Origin of the sequence: Nocardia sp. NPDC050717, assembly GCF_040654275.1 — a bacterium.
In the GTDB taxonomy this organism is placed as follows: domain Bacteria; phylum Actinomycetota; class Actinomycetes; order Mycobacteriales; family Mycobacteriaceae; genus Nocardia.
On sequence record NZ_JBFAHR010000003.1, the window covers coordinates 70,486 to 95,207 of the forward strand.

The window sequence follows — 24,722 nt, forward strand, 5'->3', positions numbered from 1 at the left end:
TTAGCATCCGGTATGACCACCAGGCTGGAGCACAACGTCGCCGACACCCGCTACGAGATCTACCACGACGACGTCCTCGCGGGCTACGCCGACTACGCCGAGCGCGAGGACACCAAGGTCCGCGACTTCCACCACACCATGACCTTCCCCGAGTACCGCGGCCGGGGCGTGGCCGCCGACGTGGTGAAATACGGCCTCGACGACTCCCGTGCCAACGGCTACCAGGTCATCCCCACCTGCTGGTACGTCGAGAAATACATCGCCGAACACCGCGAATACGCCGACCTGGTGGCCTAGCTCCGCAGGTATCGGGCCAGGATCGGCCCGATGACGGACAGGGCCGCGGGGGTGGTGAGGCGGTTGTGTTCGTGGCCGATCCGGTTGTCGAGGATCGCGCCGGTGACGTAGGGACGCCAGGTGGCGGCGTTGGGCTCGTAGCCGGGGCGGGCACTGGTGCTGCTGAAGAAGAGCAGGTCACCGTCGTACGCCTCGGGCTGGTAGGTGGCGCACTCGCGGATCACCTGCTGGTAGTCGGAGTAGAGGCGACGCAGGGTGGCGGGGGTGATGCCGCCGAGCAGACCCTCGTTGCCGGCGCCGACCTCGTTGTCGGCGCCGGACAGCGGTGCGGCGGGCACGTGATCCGCCGCGGAATCGGCCGGCGACGCTGGCGGCTCGATTCGATCGGATGCGGCGTCGGCACGCACGAGGTGGGCGGCGTCGCGGGCCGCAGCCGGATCGAGGCCACCGAATTCGGTGAGCAGGGCCTCCGGGGGCGGGAGTTCGGTGGCGCTGGCCGGGTCGACGTCGGCGCGGCCGTCGAGGATCGCCAGCAGGTCGACGGCGGCGCCGCGGTGCTGGAGTTCGACGGCGACGGCGTGCGCGATCGGTCCGCCCGCGGAATAGCCCAGCAGCCGGTAGGGGCCCGCGGGCTGGAGTGCCTGGATCTCGTCGGCGTAGCGCTGGACGCGTTCGCGCAGCGGCCGATCAGGTTGTTCGGCCGCGATGCCGGGCGACTGCAGGCCGTAGATCGGGAACCCGGGGTCGAGGTGGCCGGGTAGACCCGCGTAGCACCAGGCGACGCCGATCGCGGGGTGCACACAGAACAGGGCGGGTCCGGCGCCGCCCGCCCGCAGCGGCAGCACCGTGCGCAGCGCCGGATCGACGGCCGGGTGCTCGGCGTCGGCGAGCCGCTGGGCCAGCGCGGCGGGCGTCGGGTCACCGAACATCCACTGCACCGGCATGGCGACGCCGAGGCGCTCACGCAGCTCGGCCACCAGCCGGATGGCGACCATGGAGGTGCCGCCGAGCTCGAAGAAGTTGTCGTCCAAGCCGACTCGTTCGACATCGAGGACCGTTTCGAACGCGGCGACCACGGCGTGCTCGGTGGGCGTCACCGCGGGCCGGTACGGCAGGTCGACCCGGTGCACCGGCGCGACCGGGTACACGACCGTTCCCGGCGGCGCGGTCACGTCGAGGTCGCCCAGTGCCAGTTTCGGATTCGCGGTCAGCGCGGCGAGCACGTCGACGAACCGTTCGCCCAGGCCGCGGGCGGTGGACTCCTCGAACAGGTCGCGGGCGAAGGTCAGCGTGCCCGAGATCCCGGCGGGCGCGCCGTCGGGGTCCACGTCCTCCGCCAGCATCCACTCCAGATCGAATTTCGCTCCCACCGGGGGCATTTCGAGCGGCTCGACCCGCAGGCCGGGCAGTTCCACCGGTTCCCGGTCGAAGTTCTGGAAGACCAGCAGCACCTGGAACAGCGGGTGGTGGGCGGTGGACCGAGCGGGCGCCATCACCTCGACGAGCCGTTCGAAGGGCACATCGGCGTTGCCGAACGCGTCCAGGTCACCGTCCTTGGTCGCGGCGAGCAGGCTGTCGAAGGTCGCCTCGGGATGCACGTGGCTGCGCAGCACCAGGGTGTTGACGAACATGCCGACCAGATCGTCGAGTTCGCCGTCGCCACGGCCCGCGATGACCGAGCCGATCGACACGTCGGTGGTGTCGGACAGCCGCGCGAGCAGCACGGCGAGCGCGGCGTGGGCCACCATGAACACGCTGACGCCGTGCCAGCGCGCCAGCTCCCTGACCCGCCGCTGGATCGCGGCGTCGATCTCGAATTCCACCAGCCCCGCGCGATGGGTGAGCACCGCGGGGCGCGGATGGTCGGTCGGCAGCGCCGAGACCTCGGGCAGGCCGTCGAGGGTGGTGCGCCAGTAGGCGAGCTGACGGTGCGCCACACTGTCGGGATCGTCCTCGGCGCCGAGCAGTTCGTGCTGCCACAGCGCGTAGTCGGCGTACTGCAGCGGCAGCGGGGTCCAGGTGGGTGGCGTGCAGGCCAGGCGCGCCGCGTAGGCGAGCAGCATGTCGCGGGTCAGCGGCGCCAGTGACCAGCCGTCGGAGGCGATGTGATGCATCGCGACCGCGATCACGGACCGGTGCTCGTCGACGCGCAACAGGGTGACCCGCAACGGCAGTTCGGTGGTGAGGTCGAAGCCGCGCCCGATCTCCTCGGCCACGCGTTCGTGGATCCGCTCCGGCGCGCAGTCGGCGACCCGCACGGGGATCCGGGCGGCGGCCACCGGGCGGATCTGCTGGTACGGCTCCCCGTCGGCGTCGACCGGGTACACCGTGCGCAGCGACTCGTGCCGGGCCACCACGTCCGTGAGCGCCGCCCGCAGAACCTCGAGATCGAGCGGGCCGTCGAGTTCGAGCGCGATCGGCACATTGTGGGCCGCGGAGGTGGGGTCGTACCGGTTGAGGAACCACATGCGCCGCTGCGCCGCCGAGAGCGGCGGGCGGTCCGGGCGATGCCGTGGGCCCGGCCGTGGGCCCGGCGGTGCCGCGGCGGTGCGCACGGCGGCGGCCAGCTCGGCCACCGTTGGCGCGTCGAAGACCATGCGGACCGGGATCCTGGTGTCGAGGGCGGCGCCGAGCCTGGCCGCGATCCTGGTCGCGATCAGTGAGTTGCCGCCGAGGGCGAAGAAGTCGTCGTCCAGGCCGACCCTGGGGACGCCGAGCAGTTCTGCGAAGGTGTCGGCGACGGTCCGCTCGGTGGGGGTGACCGGTGCGCGGAAGCGGCCGGACCGGAGGTCGGGGGCGGGCAGCGCACGCCGGTCCAGCTTGCCGTTGCCGGTGCGCGGCAGCGCGTCGAGTACCACGAACGCGGTCGGCACCATGTAGGACGGAAGCCGTTGCGCCAGCGCCTCTTTGATCGCATCGATACTGAACGCGGCACCGAGTTCCGGCACCAGGTGCGCGACGAGCAGCTCACCGAGGGCGTCGTCGGCGTGCACTGTGACAACGGCCTGATGCACGGCCGGATCGGCGGTGAGCGCCGCCTCGATCTCCCCCGGCTCGATCCGCAGACCGCGCAGCTTCACCTGCAGGTCGGATCGGCCGAGGTACTCCAGAACGTGCGCGCGCCTGCGCACGAGATCTCCTGTGCGGTACATCCGTTCGCCGCGCGCCACGGTGCCTGCGGGTGCGTGGGGGTTGGCGACGAAGCGAGCGGCGGTGAGGCCCGGTCGGCCGTGGTAGCCGCGGGCCAGCGCGGGGCCTGCCAGGTACAGTTCGCCGACGACGCCGTCGGGGACGGGGTGCAGGCGCTCGTCGAGGACCATCGCGGCGAGGCCGGGAACCGCGGTGCCGATGGTGATCTCGCCGCCGGGGCGCAGCGATCCGGTGCCGGTGGCCCAGATGGTGGCCTCGGTGGGACCGTAGTCGTTGAAGTGGACGCGGCCCGGCGCGGCCCACCGCTGCACCAGCTCGGGCGGGCACGGCTCACCGCCGGTGATGATCGCGCGCAGATGTTCGTGGTGCACGGCCTCGACCGAACCGAGCGCCGACGGGGTGAGCGCGATGTGGGTGACCCGCTCGCGCGCGAGCAGCTCCCCCAGCTCCGCGCCGCCGAACGCGGTCGGCCCGGCGACCACGAGCGTCGCGGCGCCACCCGCCGCGAGCAGCAGTTCCAGCACGGCGGCGTCGAAGCTGGGCGATGCCACGTGCAGTACCCGGGAGTCGGCGGTCAGGCCCAGCCGTTCCCGTTGCGCGGCGACCAGATTGGCGAGACCGGCGTGCGTCACGACCACACCTTTGGGGCGGCCGGTCGAACCCGAGGTGAAGATGACATACGCGGGGTTCGCCAGTCGCGCGGGCCCGCGGAGTTCCGTGGGATCGATCGGCGCGTCCGAGGTGCCCGCAAGCTCGTCGACGAAGGCCGGGTCGTCGAGCATCAACCACCGCACAGCTTCCCCGCCACTACCCGAACGGTCGCCAGGCACAACCCCGGCAGCCACAGCGACTCTCTCGCCAGACACCACACCAGCGGGCACCACGCCACCCTCGCCGCGTATTACACCAGCGGGCAACACGCCGCCAGCAGCCAACGGAGGAGGCGCAACCGTGTGTGTCGTCGCCGCGGCGGTCCCGGCATCGGCCTTCGGCAGGTGAGCGGCCGACCCAGCGGTCATCTCGGCGGGCACCAGGTCAGCGGTCGCCCCCTCCGCGCGAGGCGGCGCCGTCCAGGGGCGGAGCCCTTCGGCTCGGGTGCTCGTGATGCCAAGGGTCGCGCCGGAGTCGATGAGGATCTGGGTGATTCGGCCGGTCGGATAGGCCGGGTCGACGGGGACGAAGGGGGCGCCGGTTTTGGCCACGGCCCAAACGGCGAGGACGGAGCCGGCGCTGCGGGTGAGGGCGACGACCACCGGGCGTTCGGGACCGGCATCCGCGCGGATCAGGCTGCGGGCCAGGCGGTTCGAGCGCCGGTCGAGTTCGCGGTAGGTGAGTTCGGTTGTCCCGTCGACGATCGCGACGCCGTCCGGGTTGCGGGTGGCGGCGGCGCGCAACAGGTCGGGGAGCAGGGCGGGCGGGGCGACGGCGGGGAGCGCCGCACCGGGCAGGATGGTGCGCTCGCGGGCGTCGAGCAGATCGATATCACCCACCGGCACAGCGGGATTCGCGGCGACGGCGCGCAGGATGCGCAGCCAGCGGTCGGCGAAGCGCGCCACGGTGCTCGCGTCGAACAGGTCGGTGGCGTAGCCGAAGCGCGCAGACAGGCCGCCCGCGCCGTCGTCACCGACAGTGACGCTGAGGTCGAAGCGCAGGCTGCGCTGCTCCAGATCGAGGGGCTCGACCTGGAGTTCGGGCAGCGCGAATTCGGTGTGGCCGAGATTCTGGAACACCAGCATGACCTGGACGATCGGGTGCCTGGCGGCCGAGCGCGCCGGGTCGAGCAGGTCGACGAGCTGTTCGAAGGGCACCGCGGTGTGCGCGAAGGCGTCGAGGTCGGTGTGCCCCACGCGCGCGAGCAGGTCGGTGAACGGCATCGCGGCGCCGACCCGGGTCCGCAACACGACGGTGTTGACGAACATGCCGACCACCTCGTCGAGCTCGGCGATGCCGCGCCCGGCCACCGGCGTGCCGACGGCCACGTCGTCGGTGCCGCCGAGCCGGGCGAACAGCACGGCGAGCGCGCTGTGCAGCACCATGAACAGCGAGCAGTGGTCGGTCGCGGCGAGCTGTTCCAGCGCCGCCCGCGTACGCGCGTCGACGACACGGTGCACGGTGCCCGCGCGCAGCGAGGCCACGGGCGGGCGCGGGCGGTCGGCCGGGAGCTCCAGGCGATCCGGCAGCCCGGCCAGTGTCTCGGTCCAGTAGGCGAGCTGACGGGCCGCCGGTGAGTCGGGGTCGTCCGGGTCACCGAGCCGATCACGCTGCCACAGGGTGTAATCCGCGAACTGCACCGGGTCCGACGGCCACCGCGGCGTGCGATCGGCGACCCTGGCGGTGTAGGCGGTCATCACGTCGCGTGCCAGCAGGCCCATCGAGTATCCGTCGGCGCTGATGTGGTGCACGACGACGGCGAGCACGTGCCGATCGGCGGCGAGCCGGAACAAGCGCACGCGCAGCGGAACAGCGGCGGCGACATCGAAACCGGCGGTGACACAGTCGAAGACGGCATCCGTCAGCTCGGCCTCGGCGATGTCGATCGGCTCGACATGGTCGGCGAGTTCCTCCGGCGCCACCACCACCTGGTAGCCGACGCCGTCGTGATCGGGATACATCGTGCGCAGCGCCTCGTGTCTGCCGACCACGTCGATCAGCGCCGCGCGCAGGGCCGCGACATCGAGGCGCCCGCTCAGCCGCAGGACGACCGGGACGTTGTAGGCGCCGGAGTCGGGGTCGTACTGGTTGACGAACCACATGCGGCGCTGCGCGGGGGCGAGGGGGATCCGGTCGGGGCGCGGTCCGGCGGACGGTCCGCCGAGCGCGTTCGCGGGCAGGACGGTCTCGCCGCCGAGCCGGGCCGCCAGCCCGTGCACGGTCGGCGCCTCGAACAGCAGCCGCAGCGGCACCTCGACACCGAGTTCGGCGCCGAGCCGCGCGGCGACCCGGGTGGCCGACAGCGAGTCGCCACCGAGGGCGAAGAAGTCGTCGTCGGCGCCGATCCCGTCCCGGCCGAGCACCGCGCCATAGGCCTGGGCGACCAGGCGTTCGGCGCCGACCGGCGCGACATAGGGCGCGGTGGTGACCCGTGGCTCCGGCAGCGCGCGCACGTCGACCTTGCCGTTCCCGGTGACCGGCAGCGCGTCGAGCACGGTGACCGTGGCGGGCACCAGGTGCCGGGGCAGCCTGCGCACCAGGAATTCGCGCAGTGCCGTCGGGGTCGGCTCGGCGCCGGCGACCGGTGCCACGTACGAGGCCAGCGTCTGATTCCCGTCGAGGCCCTGCCGTGGCACGGTCACCGACAGCGCAACGCCCGGCGCGCCGAGCAGGGCCGCGTCCACCTCGCCCGGTTCCACCCTGATTCCGTGCAGCTTCACCTGGGAGTCGTTGCGGCCCACGTAGTTCAGCCGATTGGCCGTGGTGCGGCGCACCAGATCGCCGGTGCGGTACATCCGTTCGCCGGGCGCGCCGAACGGGTCGGCCACGAACCGTTCCGCCGTGCGGGCGGCCGCGCCCACGTAGCCGCGGGCCAGTCCTGGCCCCATCAGATAGAGCTCGCCGACCGCGCCGGGTGGCACCGGGCGCAGCCAGCTGTCCAGGACCGCCAGGCCGCAGCCGGGCAGCGGAGCGCCGAGGTCGCCCGCGTCGTCCCTGCTCAGCGGGGTGCTCATGGTGACGGCCACGGTGGCTTCGGCGGGGCCGTAGGAGCTGAGCATCGTGCGGCCGCGGCCGAGGCGCGCGACCAGTTCGGGCGGGCAGGATTCGCCGCCGGTGACGATCGTGCGCACGCCGGCGACGGCGGCCGTCGGCAGTGTGGTGAGGACCGCGGGCGGGGCGACGAGGTGGGTCACCCCGGTGCTGGTGATCGTGTCGGCCAGCGCGTCGCCCGCCGTGGCGGACGGCGCGGCGATCACCAGTGTCGCGCCGGTGTGACAGCTGGTGAGCCACACCAGGATCGCGGCGTCGAAGGCCGGATTCATACACAGCAGCAGCCGGTCGCCGGGTCGGGTTCGCAGGCGCTCGGCCATACCGGTTGCCAGTCCGCTGAGGCCGGCATGGGACACCATGACGCCCTTGGGAATTCCGGTCGAGCCGGAGGTGTGGATCAGATAGGCGGGGTGCCCGGCGTGCAGGGGGCGGACGCGGTCGGCATCGGTCACCGGCCGCGTCGAGTAGTCGGCCACGGACCTTCGCTGCTCGTCCCGCGTGGACGACGCCACCGCGATGCCGTCACCGGCAGACGCCGCGTCGATGGGGGAAGCGTGCGTCGTCGGCTCGCTCGCCGAATCCGTTCGGCTGTCTCCGGCGACGACCCGGCCGTCGATGCTCAGCCAGGAAACGCTGTCGGGCATGTTCTTTCGATACTTGTCGCCGGTGATGCCGAGGCGGGCGCCGCAACCGTGGGCGACGGTGGCGATCCGGTCGGCGGGGTGGTCGATGTCGACGGGGACGAAGGCAGCGCCGGATTTGGCGATCGCCCACGCGGCCAGCAGCCAGTCCGCCGAGCGCGGCAGGGCGAGCAGAACGGGGTCCTCGGGGCCGGCACCCGCGGCGATGACGGCGCGGGCCAGCCGATTCGACCGGCTGTCGAGGTCGGTGTAGCTGAGCGTTGTCACGGGGTCCACCACGGCGATCCGGTCGTCGGCCAAGCCGTCCGCGATCAGGTCGGGCAGGAGGCGCACGGGCCGCGGCCGCACGCGGACGACCTCACCGCCGGGCACACCGCGCACCGCCGCCGTGGGCAGCGCCGGGTCGGTCAGCTGGTCGACGATCCTGGCCAGCCGCTGGGCGAGGGCCGTGGCCTCCGCCTCGTCGAAGAACCGGTCCGAGCAGGTGAGTTCGAGCCGCAGACCGTCGTGGGCGAACGCGGCCAGACACAGCGGATAGTGGGTGCCGTCGCGGCCGTGGAACTCGCGGACCCGCAGCTGGGCCTGGGCCGACGCGGCCCGCAGGGCCTCGACATCCAGGGGATACGACTCGAAGACCATGCTGGTGTCGAACAGCGGACCGAGTCCGGCGATCGCCTGGATCTCGTTGAGACCGAGGATGTTTCGATCTACCAGCGCACCCTGCTCGCGCTGCACCCTGGCCAGCAGGTCGCCGACCGGCTCCGCCGGGGTCAGGCCGATGCGCACCGGAACGGTGTTGACCAGCATGCCGACGATGCGTTCCGCTCCCGGCAGGTCCGGCGGGCGACCGGACACCGTGGTGCCGAACACGAGATCCGTGTGGCCGGTCAGTTCGGCCAGCAGCAGCGCCCACGCGGTCTGCACGACGGTGTTCAGCGTGACGCCACGCTCGGCACGATGACGGTCCAGCCCGGCGCAGGTGCCCGGCGCCAGCGGTACCTCGCGGCGCAGTTCGGCGGGCTCGCCGTCGTAGGTGAGCGGCGGACGGACAGCGGTGACCAGGGTCGGTCCGGCCAGTCCGGTCAGCGCGTCCGACCAGGCGGCCTCGGCCGCGGCGGCGTCCTGGCGGTGCAGCCAGCTCAGATACCGCTCGTAGGAGACCGGCTCGGGGAGGGCGGCGCTCGGGGTGTCGTACAGCGCGAGCAGCTCGCCGAACAGCAGCGGCATGGACCAGCCGTCGAGTACGAGATGGTGATTGGTGACGATCAAGCGGGTATCGCCCGGCCCGCACCGCACACACAGGAACCGCAGCAGCGGTGGCCGTTCGGGGTCGAACGGGCGGGCGAGTTCCTCCGCCGCGAGGCGGGAGCAGTCGTCCGGGCTCGCGTCGAGCACCCGCCACGGCACGGTGACCTCGTCGACGACCAGCTGCACCGCCGCGTCGGCGGTGGTCACGAAGGCAGTGCGCAGCGCCGGATGCCTGCGCACGAGGGCGGCGGCGGCGGACTCGAGCCGCGCCGGATCCACCTCGCCGTCGAGCGCGAAGACGGCCTGCACGACGTATTTGTCGGGGTGCCCCGCGGTGAGCCGGGTGTGGAACAGCAGGCCCTGCTGCAACGGTGACAGCGGCCAGACGTCCTCAATACCCTGGTAGCGGCGCTGCCAGTCGCCGAGCTGGGTTCCGGTGACCGGTACCAGCGTGATGTCCGAGGGTGTCAGCCCGCCCGCGCCCGGTTCGGCGATCGCCCGCGCGATGGTCGTCAGGCTCGCTGCCCAGAGCCGGGCGATCCGCGCCACCTCCTCGCGCGTGATCACCTCCGACGGGAACCGCCACACCGCGTGCACCCGCGGCCCGTCCGCGTCCTCGATGGTCACCGCGTCCACGGCGAGCACCGCGTTCGCGGGGAGCTCGGCGTCACCGGCGGCGCCGAGCCGATCCGCGACGTCGACGGGCAGCCACGGGAGACCGGCGTCGGTGCCTGCGAGCTGGCCCAGGTAGTTGAACCCGACGGGTGGTTCGCCCAGGGCGGCGAGCCGTTCGGCCGTGTCCGACCGCAGGTGGCGTAGCAGCCCGAAACCGAAGCCGCCGTGGGGAACCGCGCGTAGCTGCTCCTTCACCGCCGCCACCATGGCGACCGGGTCCGGGTCGGCGCCGAGGTCGAGCGCGATCGGGAACTGGCTGGTGAACCAGCCCACGGTGCGCGACAGGTCGGCGCCGGGCACCACCGTCTCGTCCCTGCCGTGACGTTCCAGCATGAGCAGCGCGGGGCCGGAGGTGCCGTGATGCTCGGAGACGGCGGCCACCAGCGCGGCGAGCAATGCCTCCTCGACGCCGCAGCGCAGGGCCGTCGGCAGATGCCGCACCAGCTGCGCGCTCGTCTCGTTCGCGAGGGTGATCTCCACCCGGTCCAGCCCGGCGCCCACATCGCGCGCGGGGTCCAGGTCCCGACGGCCCCATCGCGGCTGCGGTGTCTCGAGCACGCCGCTCCAGTAGTCGAACTCCTCGCGCCACTTCGGCGCGTCGGCGGCCGCCGCGAGCGCATGCGCCCACGTCCGCATGGAGGTGCCGACCGGCGGCAGCTGGGGCGAATTCCCCTCCGCGACAGCGCTCCAGGCGGTCATGAGGTCGGCGATCAGGATGCGCCACGAGACCGCGTCGACGGCAAGGTGATGCACGGCGACAACCAGCCGCCCGCCGGTCCCGCGGTACTCCACGTCGGCGTGGTCGCCGTCGAGCCGGGCCGCGGAAACGGTGTGGTGTAGGCCGTTGCCCGACGCCGCGCCGCCGCACCCCGGGTCGAACTCGTCGACGACCGCACTGCCGCGCGCCGGGATGGACCAATCCTCGCCGTTTCCGGACATTCGCGAGGCGGGGTGTTCCGCATCGAGCCGGGTTGCGCCGTCCTGCGGACGGGCGGCCGTATCGAGCCCGCTCGCGCCGTTGTCCGGACGGTCGGCCGTACCGAGCCCGTCCGCGCCGTTGTCCGGGCGGTCGGCCGTTTCATGATCACAGTCGGCCTGCTCGAGCCAGATCGCGGCTAGGGCGGTCCCGGTTGTGGGGTCGAGGCGGTCCACGGCCGCCGCGGTCGCCGCGTCGATGGCGGAGGTGTCGAGCCGGGCGCAGCGGCGGTGGTCGAGCACCGTGGCGGCGTCGATGATCGCGGGGGCGGCCACCTCGAGACGGTCGCCGTCGACGACGCGGACGCGGAGCATGTCGTGGCGATCGAGGACGGCCTGGAGGGTGCGGACCAGGGTGGGGCGATCGATGCCGGCGGGCAGGGCGAGCACCATGGTCTGGGCGAAGTGCTGCCAGCCCGGGCGGGCGAGCAGCCAGTCCACGATCGGCGTCCGCGGCACGTAACCCACTCCGCCGCCGGGTAATTCGCGTAGGACCTGCCGCTCCCCCGGCTCGGCCACCACCGCGGCCAGCCCGGCCGGGGTGGGATGCTCGAACACGTCGCGCGCCGTGAAGATCAGATCGGCGGCGCGGCCCGTCGACACCAGCTGGATCGACAGGATCGAGTCGCCGCCGAGCGCGAAGAACGACGCCTCCGCCGACACCTCGGGTACCCCGAGGACCTGCGCGAACAGGGCGCACAGCGCCTGCTCCACCGCGGTGGCACCGGCCCTCGGCACCGCCGGCGCGGCCACCGGTTCGGGTAGTGCCCGCCGATCGACCTTCCCGTTTCCGGTGAGCGGCAACGCATCCAGCACGGTCACCGTCGCCGGAACCAGGTGCGCGGGCAACCGTTCCAGGCAGTACTCCCGCAGCATCGCCCCGTCGAGCGACATCGGCTCATCGTGCACCGGCACCACATACGAGGCGAGCATGTCCCGCCCCGACGCCCCGGACCGCACCACCGTCACCGCGAATTCCACCCCCGGGCAGCTGGCCAGCACCGCGTCGACCTCCCCTGGCTCGACCCGCATCCCCCGCAACTTCACCTGGAAATCGCTGCGCCCCAGGTACTCCAGCACGAAGCCGGTCGACCGAGCGCCGTCGACGTGAAGTACTCCACCACTCACCGTTCGGTCCGCACCGGGCGCCGACGATGCCATCGCCTCGTCGTCGCGGTGAGGGTCGGCGCCGTCTCGGTCGGGTGACGCGTGGCCGGCGGTTTCGGCGGCGTGCCACCGGACCAGGTCGCCGGTGCGGTACATGCGTTCGCCGGGGGCGCCGTAGGGGTTGGGGATCATGCGCTGGGCGGTGGCGCCGGGGCGGCTTGCGTAACCCCGGGCGAGGCCGGGACCAGCGATGTACAGCTCGCCGCGGGTTTCGGCCGGGACGGGTCGCAGGCACCGATCGAGGACGTGCAGGGTGACGCCGGGGATCGGCGCGCCGAGGCCCGCGTGACGGTCGGACCTCAGCGGCGGCGTGAAGGTGGCGGCGACCGTGGTTTCCGATGGGCCGTAGGAGTTCACCAGGGCCCGGCCGGTGCCGAATCGGGCAACCACCTCCGGTGGGCAGATTTCGCCGCCGGTGGAAACCGCCCGGACACCGTCGAGCGCGCCCGCGGGCAGCGTCGTGAGGACGGCCGGGGTCGAGCACAGGTGGGTGATCGCGTCGTCGCGGATCACCGCCGCCAGCGCAGTGCCCGCCACCGCGTCTGAATCGGCGATGACCAGGGTCGCTCCCGCGGTGAAAGCGACCAGCAATTCGAGCAGTGAGGCGTCGAAACTCGGGTTGAGACAGTGCAATACGCGCGAATCCTGGTCCGCGCCATAGGCATCGCGGACTGCCGCCGCCAGCGCGGCGATTCCCCCGTGGGTCACCACGACGCCCTTGGGCGTACCCGTGGACCCGGAGGTGAACACGATGTAGGCGGGGTTGTCCGTCGTCGGCCGAGGGAGCGCTGCATCAGCAGTTCCTTCGGCACCGGAACCGGCGGCAGCCGCGTCACGGTTCTCGGCTTCGACATCGGTTTCTTGCAGCACAATCCAATTCACCGATCGAGGCAACTTCTCGACGCGGTCGGCGGTCGTGATGCCCAGCTGCGCACCACATTCCGCAGCCATGGTCGCGAGCCGCTCAGCGGGATTCGCCACCCCCACCGGCACATAGGCGGCGCCCGAACGGACGACGCCCCAGAACGCCACCACCGATTCCATCGACCGCGGCAACGCCACGAGCACAGGGGTCTCCGGGCCCGCGCCCGACGCGACGAGCCGGCGCGCCAAACGTTCCGAAACCTGTTCCAGCGCACCGTAACTGAGCGCTCGATCGCCGGAGACGACGGCCGTCGCGGTGGGACCGGCGGCCCGCAGACCGTCGTCGAGCACCTCCGCGAGCAGGCGCGGGGCGGGTGCGGGCGCGCCGGACAGCCCGGCGCGCAACGACCGCTCGTCCGGGAGGAAGTACTCGAGCGAACGGACCGGTGTCGCCGGGTCCGCGTCGATCATCGCCTCGAACAGGGTCAGGAACCGCCGATGGTGGCGCGACAGGGTGTCGGAGTCGTAGAGATCCGGGTTGGCGGTGAAGTCCACGTGGATCGGGCTGCTCGCGCCGTGCTGATAGAAGTTGACGAACAGGTCCTCGATCGGGCCAGAGGACAGTACGTGCAGGCTCGTCCGCACGTCGGTGAAGTCGACCTCGGCCGGGAACAGCATGATGTTGACGACCGGCCCGACGAAACCGCGACCGGCCTCGCCCTGCCGGATCTCCTCGTGCCGGAACTGCTGATGCCGCAGCGCGCCCGAGACTTCCACCCGGATCGCGTCGACCAGCTCGGCGACGGTGCTGTCCTCGGCGACCCGCACCCGCAGCGGCACCACGTTGGCCAGCATGCCGCCCGAACGGCGCAGCGTCGCGGTGGTGCGGCCGGACACGGGCAGGCTCAGGACGACGTCGTCGGTGCCGGTCGCCTGCGCGTAATACACGGCCAGCGCGGCCATCGCCAGACCCGGCGTGCCGACACCGAAACGGGCCGCGGCCGCGTCCAGGCGGGCCTTCGTCGCGGCGGGCAGCTCCGCGCGGTGCTGGCGGCCGAGCGCGTGCGCGGGCGCCGCGGCGTCGACGAGGCTGCACCGCGCCGGCATGTCGGCGGTCCGCCGCGCCCAGTACTCGGCGTCGGCGGTGAAGCGCGTGCTCGCGCGATAGCGCAGGTCGGCCTCGTGCACGGTGCGCAGGCTCGCGGCCCGGCCCGGCGGCGGTTCCCGCCCGGCGAGCGCGGCGTTGTAGAGCTCGGCGACGCGATACAGCGCTGTCGCCGACGCGAAGCCGTCGACCACGATGTGGTGGGCGCGCGAGTACCAGAGCACTCGGTCGGGGGCGATCCGGATCAGGGCCGTGAGCACGAGCCGGTCACCGAGCAGGTCGATCGGCGCCGCGATGTCGGCGCGCATCCACCGCAGCGCCTCGGCCTCCGGATCGGCGGCCCCGGAGAAGTCCAGCTGCGACATGGTCAGCTCGATGCGCCGGTCGACCACCTGGCGCGGCCCGTCGGGCGTGTCGACCAGCCGCAGCAGCCCGGACTCGAACTCGCGACTCACCTGCTGCGAGGCCGCGACCAGCAGGTCGAGGTCGAGCGGGCCGCGCATGTCGATGTACTGCGCCTCGTAGAGCGGCACCGTGGGATCGAGCTGCTGGGCGTACCACATCCCCAGCTGAGCGGGCGAGAGCGGAAACTCCTCGACCGCTGCCGAAGCACTGGTCGGCGCGGTGGACAGTTCGCTGGTCATCGCTGTCGTCTCCCGGCGCCGACGGGCTGCGGCGGCACGTCCAGGTGGTACTCGGGCACCTCCCTGTTCGTGCCCGCGAGGAGCCTGCCCACCACGACCTCGCGCACATGGGCGGGCAGGCCGGGCGCGAACTTCTTGACGTAGGCCGACATCCACTCCGGGCGCGAGAGCAGGAACGGGAAGTCGGTGGCCATCATCGTGCGCACCACCAGCATGGGGATCGGCGCGTCGAGCGGGTGGTAGTCCTTGTTCCACAGGCCGGGTTCTTTGCAGCCGGGATAGAACTGGCCGAGCATCAGACCGCGTTCGACGAAGCGGGTCTTGAGTTCGGCGTGCAGTTCGTCGATCAGCGCGTAGTCGCGTAGTTGGGGCACGGCCGTCACCAGGCAGCGCAGCACGGCGGAGCCGCCCGATTCCGGCGCCAGGCGGGGGAACAGCTCGAGCGCGTCCTCGATCACCAGCCGCACGTACGGCGGCCACGGCCGCGCTCCCGCGACCCGGCCGACCCAGATGAGGTCACGGCGCATCGCCGGGCCGACATAGGGGCAGACCGGGCCGTCGCGGCCGATCTCGTCCAGCGGCTGGGTCAAATGGTCAAGCGCCCATTCACGGAGTCCGTCGAGTGTGGCCTGGGTGAAACGCGACGCCTCGTCGGAAGTCGACAACGGATACCAGCTCATACCAGAACGGGTTCCAGAAATAACGTCGGTCATGATTCACCTCGCCACCCACGAGGTCGGATATTCACCGACGACAACGCCGCGCACACGCGAAGGGGGCCGGCCTGATATCCGGAAAGGCCTCGCTCGCACAAGGTTTCAACGTTATGCACCATGTTGTCGACTCCTGCTATAGACGGCCGAAAGGGCCAGCTCACAGACCCTTATCTACTTCAGGAGGATTCGACATCGGCCACGTACCTCAGCCCCGACGGCTCAGTTGGATCCCACCTGTCCTGGTATATGGCATGCACAGCGCGAAACGATTCGCTCCAGGGCTACGAATAAATAACCCTCCGATCGCGGACAAATTTCCCGGTACGATTTCCGCTTTATCAACGGCCACATTTCGATCATCAAACGCCCGCCGAGCAGGGGAAATTCAGATAACACGGCGCAACTATGACGGACGGCCCGGGAAAACAGCGACGGCCCCCGACGAAGACGTCGGGGGCCGTCGGAGATGCCGGCGAGACGAGGCGATCAGCGCAGGATCTGGCGCGACATCACCAGACGCTGGATCTGGTTGGTGCCCTCGTAGATCTGGGTGATCTTGGCGTCGCGCATCATGCGCTCGACCGGGAAGTCGGTGGTGTAGCCGGCGCCGCCGAAGAGCTGGACGGCGTTGGTGGTGACCTCCATGGCCACGTCGGAGGCGAAGCACTTGGCGGCGGCGGAGATGAAGCCCAGGTTCTTCTCGCCACGCTCGGCGCGGGCCGCGGAGGTGTAGACCATGAGGCGGGCGGCCTCGACCTTCATCGCCATGTCGGCGAGCATGAACTGGGTGTTCTGGAAGTCGGCGATGGCCTTGCCGAACTGCTTGCGGTCCTTGGTGTAGGCGATCGCGGCGTCCAGGGCGCCCTGGGCCAGGCCGACGGCCTGCGCGCCGATGGTCGGACGGGTGTGGTCCAGGGTCTGCAGCGCGGTCTTGAAGCCGGTGCCGGGCTCGCCGATGATGCGGTCACCCGGGATGCGGCAGTTCTCGAAGTACAGCTCGGCGGTGGGCGAGCCCTTGATGCCCAGCTTGTGCTCGAGCGGGCCGACGACGAAGCCCTCGTCGTCCTTGTGCACCATGAACGCGGAGATGCCGTTGGCACCCTTCTCGGCGTCGGTCACGGCCATCACGGTGTACCACTCGGACTTGCCGCCGTTGGTGATCCAGCACTTGGAGCCGTTGAGGACCCAGTCGTCGCCGTCGGCCTTGGCACGGGTGCGCATGGAGGCGGCGTCGGAACCGGCCTCACGCTCGGACAGACAGTACGAGGCCATCTTGCCCTCGACCAGGTCGCCGAGGACCTTCTGCTTCAGCTCCTCGGAGCCGTTGAGGATCAGGCCCATGGTGCCCAGCTTGTTCACGGCCGGGATCAGCGAGGACGAGCCGCAGACGCGGGCGACTTCCTCGATCACGATGCAGGTGGCGACCGAGTCGGCGCCCTGGCCGCCGTAGGCCTCGGGCACGTGCACGGCGTTGAAGCCGGCCGCGTTGAGGGCGGTCAGCGCCTCCTCGGGGAAGCGGGCGTTGCCGTCGACGTCCTTGGCGTAGGGCGCGATCTCCTTCTCGGCGAGGCCGCGGATGGCGCCGCGGAGCTCATCGTGGAAGTCCTCGAGCTGGAACAGGTTGAAATCCGGGTTTCCCGCCATCGGGCACGCTCCTGGTCGTGGGTGATGATCGCTGCGGTCGACAGCGTCGAACAATCGGCACCGAGTGCCATTCGGCTCAGATTATACCCTCGCCGGTCGCGAACGACATGGGCATATGTCGATGGCACTCAGTGTCACATCATGGCGCTGCGGTCCGGGCCGCGTTCACAGGTTATCGAGCCGGGCGGTGATCAGGTCCGCCACCTGGCGCGACGGCATGTCCCGCGGGAACACCGCGACCACCATCTCCTCGCCCACCGCCCGCTCCCGCCGTCCACGGGGGATCAGCGCCAGTTCGGTGCGCAGATCGGCGACCGCCGCCGCGGGCTCCCCGCGCACCATCCGGCGCAGCAGATAGTTGTGCGTCGCGGTCACCGCCGCGGTGAACTGCACCCGCACCAGATCGGGCACCTCGGGCAGCCGCTCGCGCAGGAAGTCGGTGAACAGCCGCTCGTACCGGAACACGGTGACGATCTCGCGCTCACGCAGCGCCGGCACCCGGCGCACCACCTGATACCGGCGCGCGGCGATATCGCGCCACTGGGTGAACCGCTCGAACACCCCGACCACGGCCTCGCACACCGCGTCCCACGGATCGCCCGCCGACCGCTCCAGCGACTCGGCGGCCAGCGCGAGCTGGAATTCGTGATCGGCGAAGATCACGTCCTCCTTGGACCGGAACTGCCGGAAGAAGGTCCGCCGGGAGATCCCGGCCGCCACCGCGATCTCGTCCACGGTCGTCGCCTCGTACCCCCGCTCGGCGAACAACCGCAACGCCTGATCCACCACCGTGAGCCGGAACTGCGCCGCATCGTCGTGAGCCACCCGCCCACCGTAGTCACCGCCCACGACGGCGCCGTCCTAGCCCAGCAGCTTGGTGCGCAGGGCCTGGTCCTTGTCGAGGACCATCTGTTCCAGGCCTGCCTGGAACTGTTCCATGCGGGTGCGCAGGGCCGGGTCGGCGGCGGCGAGGATCCGCACCGCGAGCAGGCCCGCGTTGCGGGCGCCGCCGATGGAGACGGTCGCGACCGGGACGCCCGCGGGCATCTGCACGATCGAGAGCAGCGAGTCCATGCCGTCGAGGTACTTCAGCGGGACCGGCACACCGATGACCGGCAGCGGCGTGGCCGAGGCGACCATGCCGGGCAGGTGGGCCGCGCCGCCGGCGCCCGCGATGATCGCCTGGATGCCGCGCCCGGCCGCGTCACGGGCGTAGTCGAGCATGCGCTGCGGGGTGCGGTGCGCGGAGACGACGCCGACCTCGAAACGCACACCGAACTCGGCCAGCGCCTCGGCGGCGGCCTCCATCGTCGGCCAGTCGGAATCGCTGCCCATGATCAGACCGACCTGGGGACCGTTGTTCATGCTGAACCTTTCTGCGGCTGGTGCCGCGGGTTTTCGGCCTCGTGACCTCGCCGCAAACCATGGTGGTTGGTGCGGGGTGGATCAGTCGGTGCCGTGGGGGTCCCAGCCGTCGGTCCAGACGGCGTGCGACATCCAGTGCGCCGCGCGCTCGGCCTTCTCCCGCGTCTCGGTGACATCCTCGCCGAGGATGTTGACGTGGCCGATCTTGCGGTCGGGCCGCTCACCCTTGCCGTAGAGGTGGACCTTCGCCTCGGGCAGCCGGGCGAACAGGTGGTGCAGCCGCTCGTCCATCGACATCGCGGGCGCCTCGGGCGCGCCGAGGATGTTGGCCATCACCGTCACCGGGGCGAGCGGGGTGGTGTCACCGAGCGGGTAGTCCAGGACCGCGCGCAGATGCTGCTCGAACTGACCGGTGCGGGCGCCGTCCATGCCCCAGTGGCCGGAGTTGTGCGGGCGCATCGCCAGCTCGTTGACCAGGATCTCGCCGTCGTGGGTCTCGAACAGCTCCACCGCCATCACGCCGACCACGCCGAGACCGGCCGCCAGCTCCAGCGCCATCGTCTCGGCGCGCGCGGCCAGGTCCTCGTCCAGGTCGGGGGCGGGCGCGAGCACCACGGCGCACTGGCCGTTGCGCTGCACGGTCTCGACCACCGGCCAGGTCGCGGCCTGCCCGAACGGGGACCGCGCGACCATCGCCGAGAGCTCGCGCGCCAGGTCCACCTTGGCCTCGGCGAGCAGCTGCACGCCGTGCGCGAGCTGATCGGTGACCAGGCGCTCGGCCTCGGCGGCGTCGGCGGGCATCCACACGCCGCGACCGTCGTAGCCGCCGCGCACGGCCTTGAGCACGAAGGGCCAGCCGTGCTCGTCACCGAAGGCGATCGCGTCGGCGGGAGCGGTGACCTCGACGAACGCGGGCACCGGCAGCCCCAGCTCGGACAGCTTGGTGCGCATGGCCAGCTTGTCCTGGGCGTAGATCAGCGCCTGCGGCGGCGGCGCCACGTTGACGCCCTCGGCGACCAGCACCTCGAGGTGCTCGGTCGGCACGTGCTCGTGGTCGAAGGTCAGCGCGTGCGAGCCGACCGCGGCCTTGCGCAGGGCCGAGAGATCGCCGTGGCTGCCCAGGACCACCTCGGGGGTGACCTGCGCGGCGGGGTCGTCGGGGCGCTCGGCGAGCACCCGCAACCGCTGGCCTAGGGCGACGGCGGCCTGGTGGGTCATGCGCGCGAGCTGGCCCCCACCGACCATCGTGACGGTGGGCATGGCAGACGGATCGAACGAACGTGCACTCACGTCGTGCAATGTTGTCATGTCGAAAGCGAATCTTTGCTACCGGTACACTCGGAACTCGTGTCAATCGTCGACGACGTGGTCAGCGTCCTTCCCCCGCGCCTGCGCGATATCGCGTACCGGCACCGTGAGCTGATCAAGTTCGCCATCGTCGGTGCCACCACCTTCGTGATCGACAGCGGCCTGTTCTACCTCCTGAAATGGACCGTACTCAGCGAGAAGCCGGTCACCGCCAAGATCATCTCCGGCGTGGTCGCGGTGATCGCGTCCTACATCCTCAACCGCGAGTGGTCGTTCAAGAATCGCGGCGGCCGCGAGAAGCATCACGAGGCGTTGCTGTTCTTCGGCGTCAGCGGCATCGGCGTGGTGCTGAGCAACATCCCGCTGTGGATCTCGAGCTACGTCTTCGATCTGCGGCAGCCGAATGTGAGCTTCCTGGTCGAGAACGTGGCCGACTTCGTCAGCGCGTTCATCATCGGCAACCTGCTGCAGATGGCGTTCCGGTTCTGGGCGATGCGCCGCTGGGTCTTCCCCGACGAGATGAACGAGATCGTCGCCGAGCTCGAGGACCTGATCGAGGAAGAGCAAGAGCACCTCGGCCACAGCTGAGTCAGCGTGGCTCGGTGAGGGTCGCGTTCGGTGACCGGTTGACCTTGGACCCCAGGAACACCGCGAACAGCGCCGGACGCCGCCGCTGCAGCTCCAACCGCCCACCGTCGGCCTCCACCAGGGCACGGGCCAGGGCCAGGCCCACACCGGTCGATCCGCCTGCCGAGAACCCGCGATCGAAGATGTGCGGCGCGAGTTCGTCGCGCACCCCCTCGCCCTCGTCGGCCACCTCCACGCAGATCAGCGGGTCACGCGCGCTCATCGTCGGCACCGTGCGCACCGACACCGTGCAGGTGCCGCCGCCGTGCATCAGGGCGTTGTCGACCAGCACCGCGACCGCCTCGCGCAGCCGCGAGCCGGTGATCGGCGCGCGCAGCGACTCGTCACCGATCAGCCGCAGCTCGCGGCCCTCCTCGGTGAAGGGATGCGCCCATTCGGCCATCACCCCGCGCAGCTCGGCCATCACGGGCACGGGATCGCGGTCGGCGGCGTCCTCGTCGCGGGAGGCGCGCACCAGGTCGTCGATGGCGTCGGTGAGCCGGTCGACCTGCGCCATGGCCTCCTCGGCCTCGTGCACCACCTCGGGATCGGCGTGCGTCGACAGCTCGTCCAGGCGCAGCCGCACGGCGGTCAGGCGGCTGCGCAGCTGGTGCGAGACGTCGGCGACGAGCGCGTGCTCCCGCTGCAATCGGCCCGCGATCTCGACGGTCGCGGAGTCGAGCACATCGGAGACGCGATCCAGTTCGGCGATCCCGTGCCTGCGCGGGTCGGGCCGGAAGTCGCCCATCGCCAGCCGGGCGGCGCGCGCGGCCACGTCACGCAGCGGATCGGCAACCCGCCGCGCGGTCACCACCGCGACCGAGAAGGCGGCGCCGAGCGAGGCGAGCACGGCCAGCGCCACGGCGGCCACCGCCTGCTCCTGCCTGGCCTTCATCGGCCCCGCGGGCACTTCCAGCCGCAGCGACCCCGAGGTGCCCATCGACAGCGATTCCACCAGCGGATCGTCGACGTGCTCGACGCCGATGTCGCTGCGGGCGGCGTTGTCGTGCGGCGCCGGATAGACAATCGTGAGTTTGCCGCCCTCCGGCACCAGCGCCCGCATCGCGCGGGTGTCCAGCCCGTCGGGCACGATGCCGTCGGCGCGTTCCTGGGCGATCACCTCGGCGGCGATGCGCTCGAGCCTGCTCTGCAGGTCGTTGCGGGTGATGTCCTCGACCCAGAGCCAGGCCGTGTAGATCAGCGGCACGCCGAGCACGACCGTGGTGATGGTCAGCACGGTCAGGATCGAGCGCAGGATGCGGCGACGCACTAGCCTCTGCCGGTCGACGGTCCGTCGGTGTTCAACCGGAAGCCGACGCCGCGCACGGTGACGATGCGCCGCTCCGCCATCGGCCCCTCGTCCCCGATCTTGCGGCGCAGCCAGGACATGTGCATGTCGAGGGTCTTGGAGCCGCGCAGGTCGGCGTCGCCCCACACCTCGCGCAGGATGGTCTCGCGCGGCACCACCTGCCCGGCCCGGTCGATGAGCACCTTGAGCAGCTCGTACTCCTTGTTGGCCAGGTTCACCTCGGCCCCGTTGACCAGCACGCGCCGAGCCGCCGGTTCGAGCCGGATACCGCCGACCTCCACCGCGTCGTCACCGATGCCGCTGCGCCGCAGCAGGGCCCGTACCCTGGCCAGCAGTTCGGCGAGCCGGAACGGCTTGCCGACGTAGTCGTCGGCGCCCGCGTCGAGCCCGACGACGAAGTCGACCTCGTCGGTGCGCGCGGTGAGCATCAGCACCGCCAGATCGGCGCCGCTGGCCCTGACCTGACGGCACACCTCCAGCCCGTCCATGCCGGGCAGGCCGAGGTCGAGGATCAGCAGGTCGTGGTCGCCTTCGAGGGCACGGCGCAGCACGGCGGGCCCGAACCGTTCGACGGTGACGGTGTAACCCTCGCGGCCGAGGGCGCGGGAGAGCGGGGCGGCGATCGCCTCGTCGTCCTCGGCGAGCAGTACGGCGGTCATGTGCTCAGATTACGGATGCCGCCGCGCGCTCACCGGTAACCGCCGCCCCACGACTGGTCGCGGCGGCTGCCCGCCTCGAACACCTCGTGGTAGAGCAGCGCGTGCACCTGCTGGACCTGCGGGATGTCGTCGTATTCGAGCGGTTCCTCCGACGAGGAGCCGATGATCAGCGTGCCGGTGCCGAGCATCCGGTCGAACACTCCGTGCTGGAACTGCACGCTGGAGATGCGGCTGAGGGGGATGTCGATGCCGGTGTGGGTGATCACGCCCTGTCGCACCAGCACTCGCCGGTCGGTGATGATGAAATGAGTGGACTTCCAGGCGATCACCTTGCCCACGCAGCGCCACAGGATGAGCCCGAGCCAGATCAGCCCGATGAGGATCAGCAGCACGGTGCGCACGTGGCCTTCGGTGTTGCGCCAGGCGAGGCCACCGAGGAACCCGGCGATCGCGGTCCCGCCGATGAGTGTGATCACCGGCCACACCAGCATCTTCCAATGCGGGTGGCGGTGCAGGATCAGCTGTTCGTCGGGCGCGAGAACGTCCTCCGGGTACCCCATGGCCGAACGATACCCCGTTGTCACACCGCATTTCTCGATGCCACGGCCGAGGCGATACTGTGATTCGACGCTCGTTGCCAGGTTTTGCCCATTTCTGCTTGCTCGACACCCGACAGTGGAGGCACGCGTGACCAAAGCCCTGACTCAGCTCGAAATCCTCACGGCCCTGGAACCGGTGGCCGAACAGAATCTGAACCGGCACCTCTCGATCGCCAAGGACTGGCACCCGCACGACTACGTGCCGTGGGACGAGGGCCGCAACTTCGCCGCGATGGGCGGAATCGACTGGGAGCCGGAGCAATCCAAGCTCACCGATGTCGCCAAGGCCGCGATGATCACCAATCTGCTCACCGAGGACAACCTGCCCTCCTACCACCGCGAGATCGCCGAGAACTTCTCCCAGGACGGCGCCTGGGGCACCTGGGTGGGCCGCTGGACCGCCGAGGAGAACCGCCACGGCATCGTGATCCGCGACTATCTGGTCGTCACCCGCGGCGTCGACCCGGTGGCGCTGGAGCAGGCGCGCATGGTCCACATGACCCAGGGCGCGCACGCCCCGGCGAACTGGGGCGGGTTCCTGGTCAACGTGGCCTACGTGACGTTCCAGGAGCTGGCCACCCGGGTCAGCCACCGCAACACCGGCCGCGTCTGCGACGACCCGATCGCCGACCGCATGCTGGCGCGCGTCGCCACCGACGAGAACCTGCACATGATCTTCTACCGCAACCTGTGCGCGGCCGCCCTCGACCTGGTTCCCGACCAGGCCATGCCCGCGATCACCAAGGTGCTCACCAACTTCGAGATGCCCGGCGCGGGTATGCCGAACTGGCGGCGCAACGGCGTGCTGATGGCCAAGCACGGCATCTACGACCTGCGCCAGCACCTCGACGAGGTGGTGCGGCCCGTGCTCAAGCAGTGGGACATCTTCGGCCGCAACGACTTCGGGCCCGCCGGCGAGATCGCGCGCGACGAGCTCGCGCAGTTCCTGGTGAAGCTGGAGAAGGACGTGCTCAAGTTCGAGGAGCAGCGCGACCGGCTGCTCGCCCGCGAGCGCGAGGTCGCCGAGCGCAACGCCGGAGTCGCGGCCCGCTGAGTCCCGGTTCGCGGCCCGGACCACCGGTCAGTCGCCACCGCGACGCAAGAGCGCCTGACCGGCGGGCCGGGCCGCGCGAGCAGTCAGTACTGCCCGCGCAGATGGGACACATCGCCCGCCGAGACGGCCCGGTCACCGATGAGCAGCCTGCCGGTGTCGTCCACCCCGGTCGCGACGCCGGTGATCACCTGGCCGCCGGGCAGTTCGGCGCGCACGTCGACGCCGATGGTGGCGCACCGCTCGCGGTAGGCCGCAGCGAGTTCATCGGTCGCCCAGCCCGCCCGCTGCCACGCGGTGAAGCGGGCGGCGAACTGGGTCAGGATCGCGGCGACCAGCGCGGTGCGATCGGTGTCCACCCCGGACAGCGTCAGCGACGTCGCGTGCGGGACGGGCAGTTCGGACTCGTCGAGATCGACATTGAGCCCGACGCCGACCACCACGGCCGGCGCGGCGCCGGTGGCGGCCACCTCGGCCAGGATCCCGGCCAGCTTGCGGCCGCCGAGCAGGACGTCGTTGGGCCACTTCAGGTCGGCGCGCACACCCGGCGTCTCGCGCAGCGCGTCGACCACGGCGACGCCGGTGAGCAACGGCAGCCAGCCGAGCGTGGTGGGGTCGATGTCGGGCAGTCGCACCAGGACCGACAGCGAGATCTGCGCGCGCGGCGGACTCACCCACGAGCGCGAGTGCCTGCCGCGCCCGGTGAGTTGGGTCTCGGCGAGCAGCGCGTGCCGATCCAGGGCGGTATCGGCGGCACGGGCCACCAGATCGGCATTGGTCGATCCGGTCGATTCGACGACGTCGATCCGGTCGTAGAACGACAGCGGCCCATCGGCCAGGGAGCTGTGCAGACGCTGCGCATCGATCGGTGCCCTGTTCATTCCCGGCACGCTACTCGGCCCGCGGGCGACGATCTTGGGGCCGCACCTAGCTGGGATTTCTCTACCGGCGAGTAGCCGTACTGCCGTAGTGCGAC

At 71.1% G+C, this 24,722-nt stretch carries 13 protein-coding genes; 3 read left to right on the forward strand and 10 right to left on the reverse strand.

All coding sequences use genetic code 11. The features are described from left to right. The first annotated feature begins 12 nt into the window (after nucleotides 1–12). A complete protein-coding gene (locus AB0H56_RS08790; protein ID WP_357159377.1) occupies nucleotides 13–297 on the forward strand; it encodes a GNAT family N-acetyltransferase in 285 nt (94 codons plus the stop codon). Here AB0H56_RS08790 and AB0H56_RS08795 read toward each other — a convergent pair. From AB0H56_RS08795 to AB0H56_RS08820, 6 genes are all read right to left on the reverse strand, one after another. Continuing rightward, nucleotides 294–14,468 carry an amino acid adenylation domain-containing protein gene (locus AB0H56_RS08795; protein WP_357159380.1) on the reverse strand — a complete coding sequence of 4,725 codons (14,175 nt, stop codon included), beginning with the start codon at nucleotides 14,466–14,468 and terminating at the stop codon, nucleotides 294–296. The two genes, AB0H56_RS08790 and AB0H56_RS08795, sit on opposite strands and share 4 nt — an antisense overlap. Next, complete coding sequence (locus AB0H56_RS08800) at nucleotides 14,465–15,148, reverse strand: DUF6875 domain-containing protein (RefSeq protein ID WP_357159383.1); 684 nt, start codon at nucleotides 15,146–15,148, stop codon at nucleotides 14,465–14,467. The genes AB0H56_RS08795 and AB0H56_RS08800 overlap by 4 nt, the downstream gene beginning before the upstream one ends. Nucleotides 15,149–15,670: 522 nt before the next feature. Further along, nucleotides 15,671–16,828 (reverse strand): acyl-CoA dehydrogenase, encoded by a 1,158-nt coding sequence (locus AB0H56_RS08805; protein WP_110036969.1) that lies wholly within the window; start codon nucleotides 16,826–16,828, stop codon nucleotides 15,671–15,673. A 165-nt stretch (nucleotides 16,829–16,993) separates the two neighbouring features. Continuing rightward, nucleotides 16,994–17,653 (reverse strand): TetR family transcriptional regulator, encoded by a 660-nt coding sequence (locus AB0H56_RS08810; protein ID WP_357159386.1) that lies wholly within the window; start codon nucleotides 17,651–17,653, stop codon nucleotides 16,994–16,996. Between the two features lie 36 nt (nucleotides 17,654–17,689). Then, the gene (gene purE / locus AB0H56_RS08815) at nucleotides 17,690–18,193 is read right to left on the reverse strand and encodes a 5-(carboxyamino)imidazole ribonucleotide mutase (protein ID WP_357159389.1); all 504 of its coding nucleotides are present in this window, start codon (nucleotides 18,191–18,193) and stop codon (nucleotides 17,690–17,692) included. 81 nt (nucleotides 18,194–18,274) lie between these two features. Further along, on the reverse strand, nucleotides 18,275–19,501 hold the full coding sequence (locus AB0H56_RS08820; protein ID WP_357159392.1) for a 5-(carboxyamino)imidazole ribonucleotide synthase: 1,227 nt from the start codon (nucleotides 19,499–19,501) through the stop codon (nucleotides 18,275–18,277). A 39-nt stretch (nucleotides 19,502–19,540) separates the two neighbouring features. Between AB0H56_RS08820 and AB0H56_RS08825 the strand changes: the two genes are divergently transcribed. After that, nucleotides 19,541–20,089 (forward strand): GtrA family protein, encoded by a 549-nt coding sequence (locus tag AB0H56_RS08825; RefSeq protein ID WP_357159394.1) that lies wholly within the window; start codon nucleotides 19,541–19,543, stop codon nucleotides 20,087–20,089. Nucleotide 20,090: 1 nt separating this feature from the next. On the opposite strand, the gene AB0H56_RS08830 is transcribed toward AB0H56_RS08825, so the two are convergent. The 3 genes from AB0H56_RS08830 to AB0H56_RS08840 are packed head-to-tail and all read right to left on the reverse strand — an operon-like array spanning nucleotide 20,091 to nucleotide 22,656. After that, nucleotides 20,091–21,398: a HAMP domain-containing sensor histidine kinase gene (locus tag AB0H56_RS08830; protein WP_357159397.1), complete on the reverse strand. Its 1,308-nt coding sequence runs from the start codon at nucleotides 21,396–21,398 to the stop codon at nucleotides 20,091–20,093. Then, nucleotides 21,398–22,096: a response regulator transcription factor gene (locus AB0H56_RS08835; protein WP_110036975.1), complete on the reverse strand. Its 699-nt coding sequence runs from the start codon at nucleotides 22,094–22,096 to the stop codon at nucleotides 21,398–21,400. Before AB0H56_RS08835 ends, AB0H56_RS08830 begins: the two co-directional genes overlap by 1 nt. A 29-nt stretch (nucleotides 22,097–22,125) precedes the next feature. Continuing rightward, nucleotides 22,126–22,656 (reverse strand): PH domain-containing protein, encoded by a 531-nt coding sequence (locus AB0H56_RS08840; RefSeq protein ID WP_110036976.1) that lies wholly within the window; start codon nucleotides 22,654–22,656, stop codon nucleotides 22,126–22,128. Nucleotides 22,657–22,783: 127 nt separating this feature from the next. On the opposite strand from AB0H56_RS08840, the gene AB0H56_RS08845 reads away from it, so the two are divergent. Then, nucleotides 22,784–23,749 carry an acyl-ACP desaturase gene (locus tag AB0H56_RS08845; protein WP_357159400.1) on the forward strand — a complete coding sequence of 322 codons (966 nt, stop codon included), beginning with the start codon at nucleotides 22,784–22,786 and terminating at the stop codon, nucleotides 23,747–23,749. A gap of 83 nt (nucleotides 23,750–23,832) precedes the next feature. Here the strand turns inward: AB0H56_RS08845 and AB0H56_RS08850 are convergent, their stop codons facing one another. Beyond that, nucleotides 23,833–24,627: a biotin--[acetyl-CoA-carboxylase] ligase gene (locus AB0H56_RS08850; protein ID WP_357159403.1), complete on the reverse strand. Its 795-nt coding sequence runs from the start codon at nucleotides 24,625–24,627 to the stop codon at nucleotides 23,833–23,835. Between the last annotated feature and the right edge of the window lie 95 nt (nucleotides 24,628–24,722).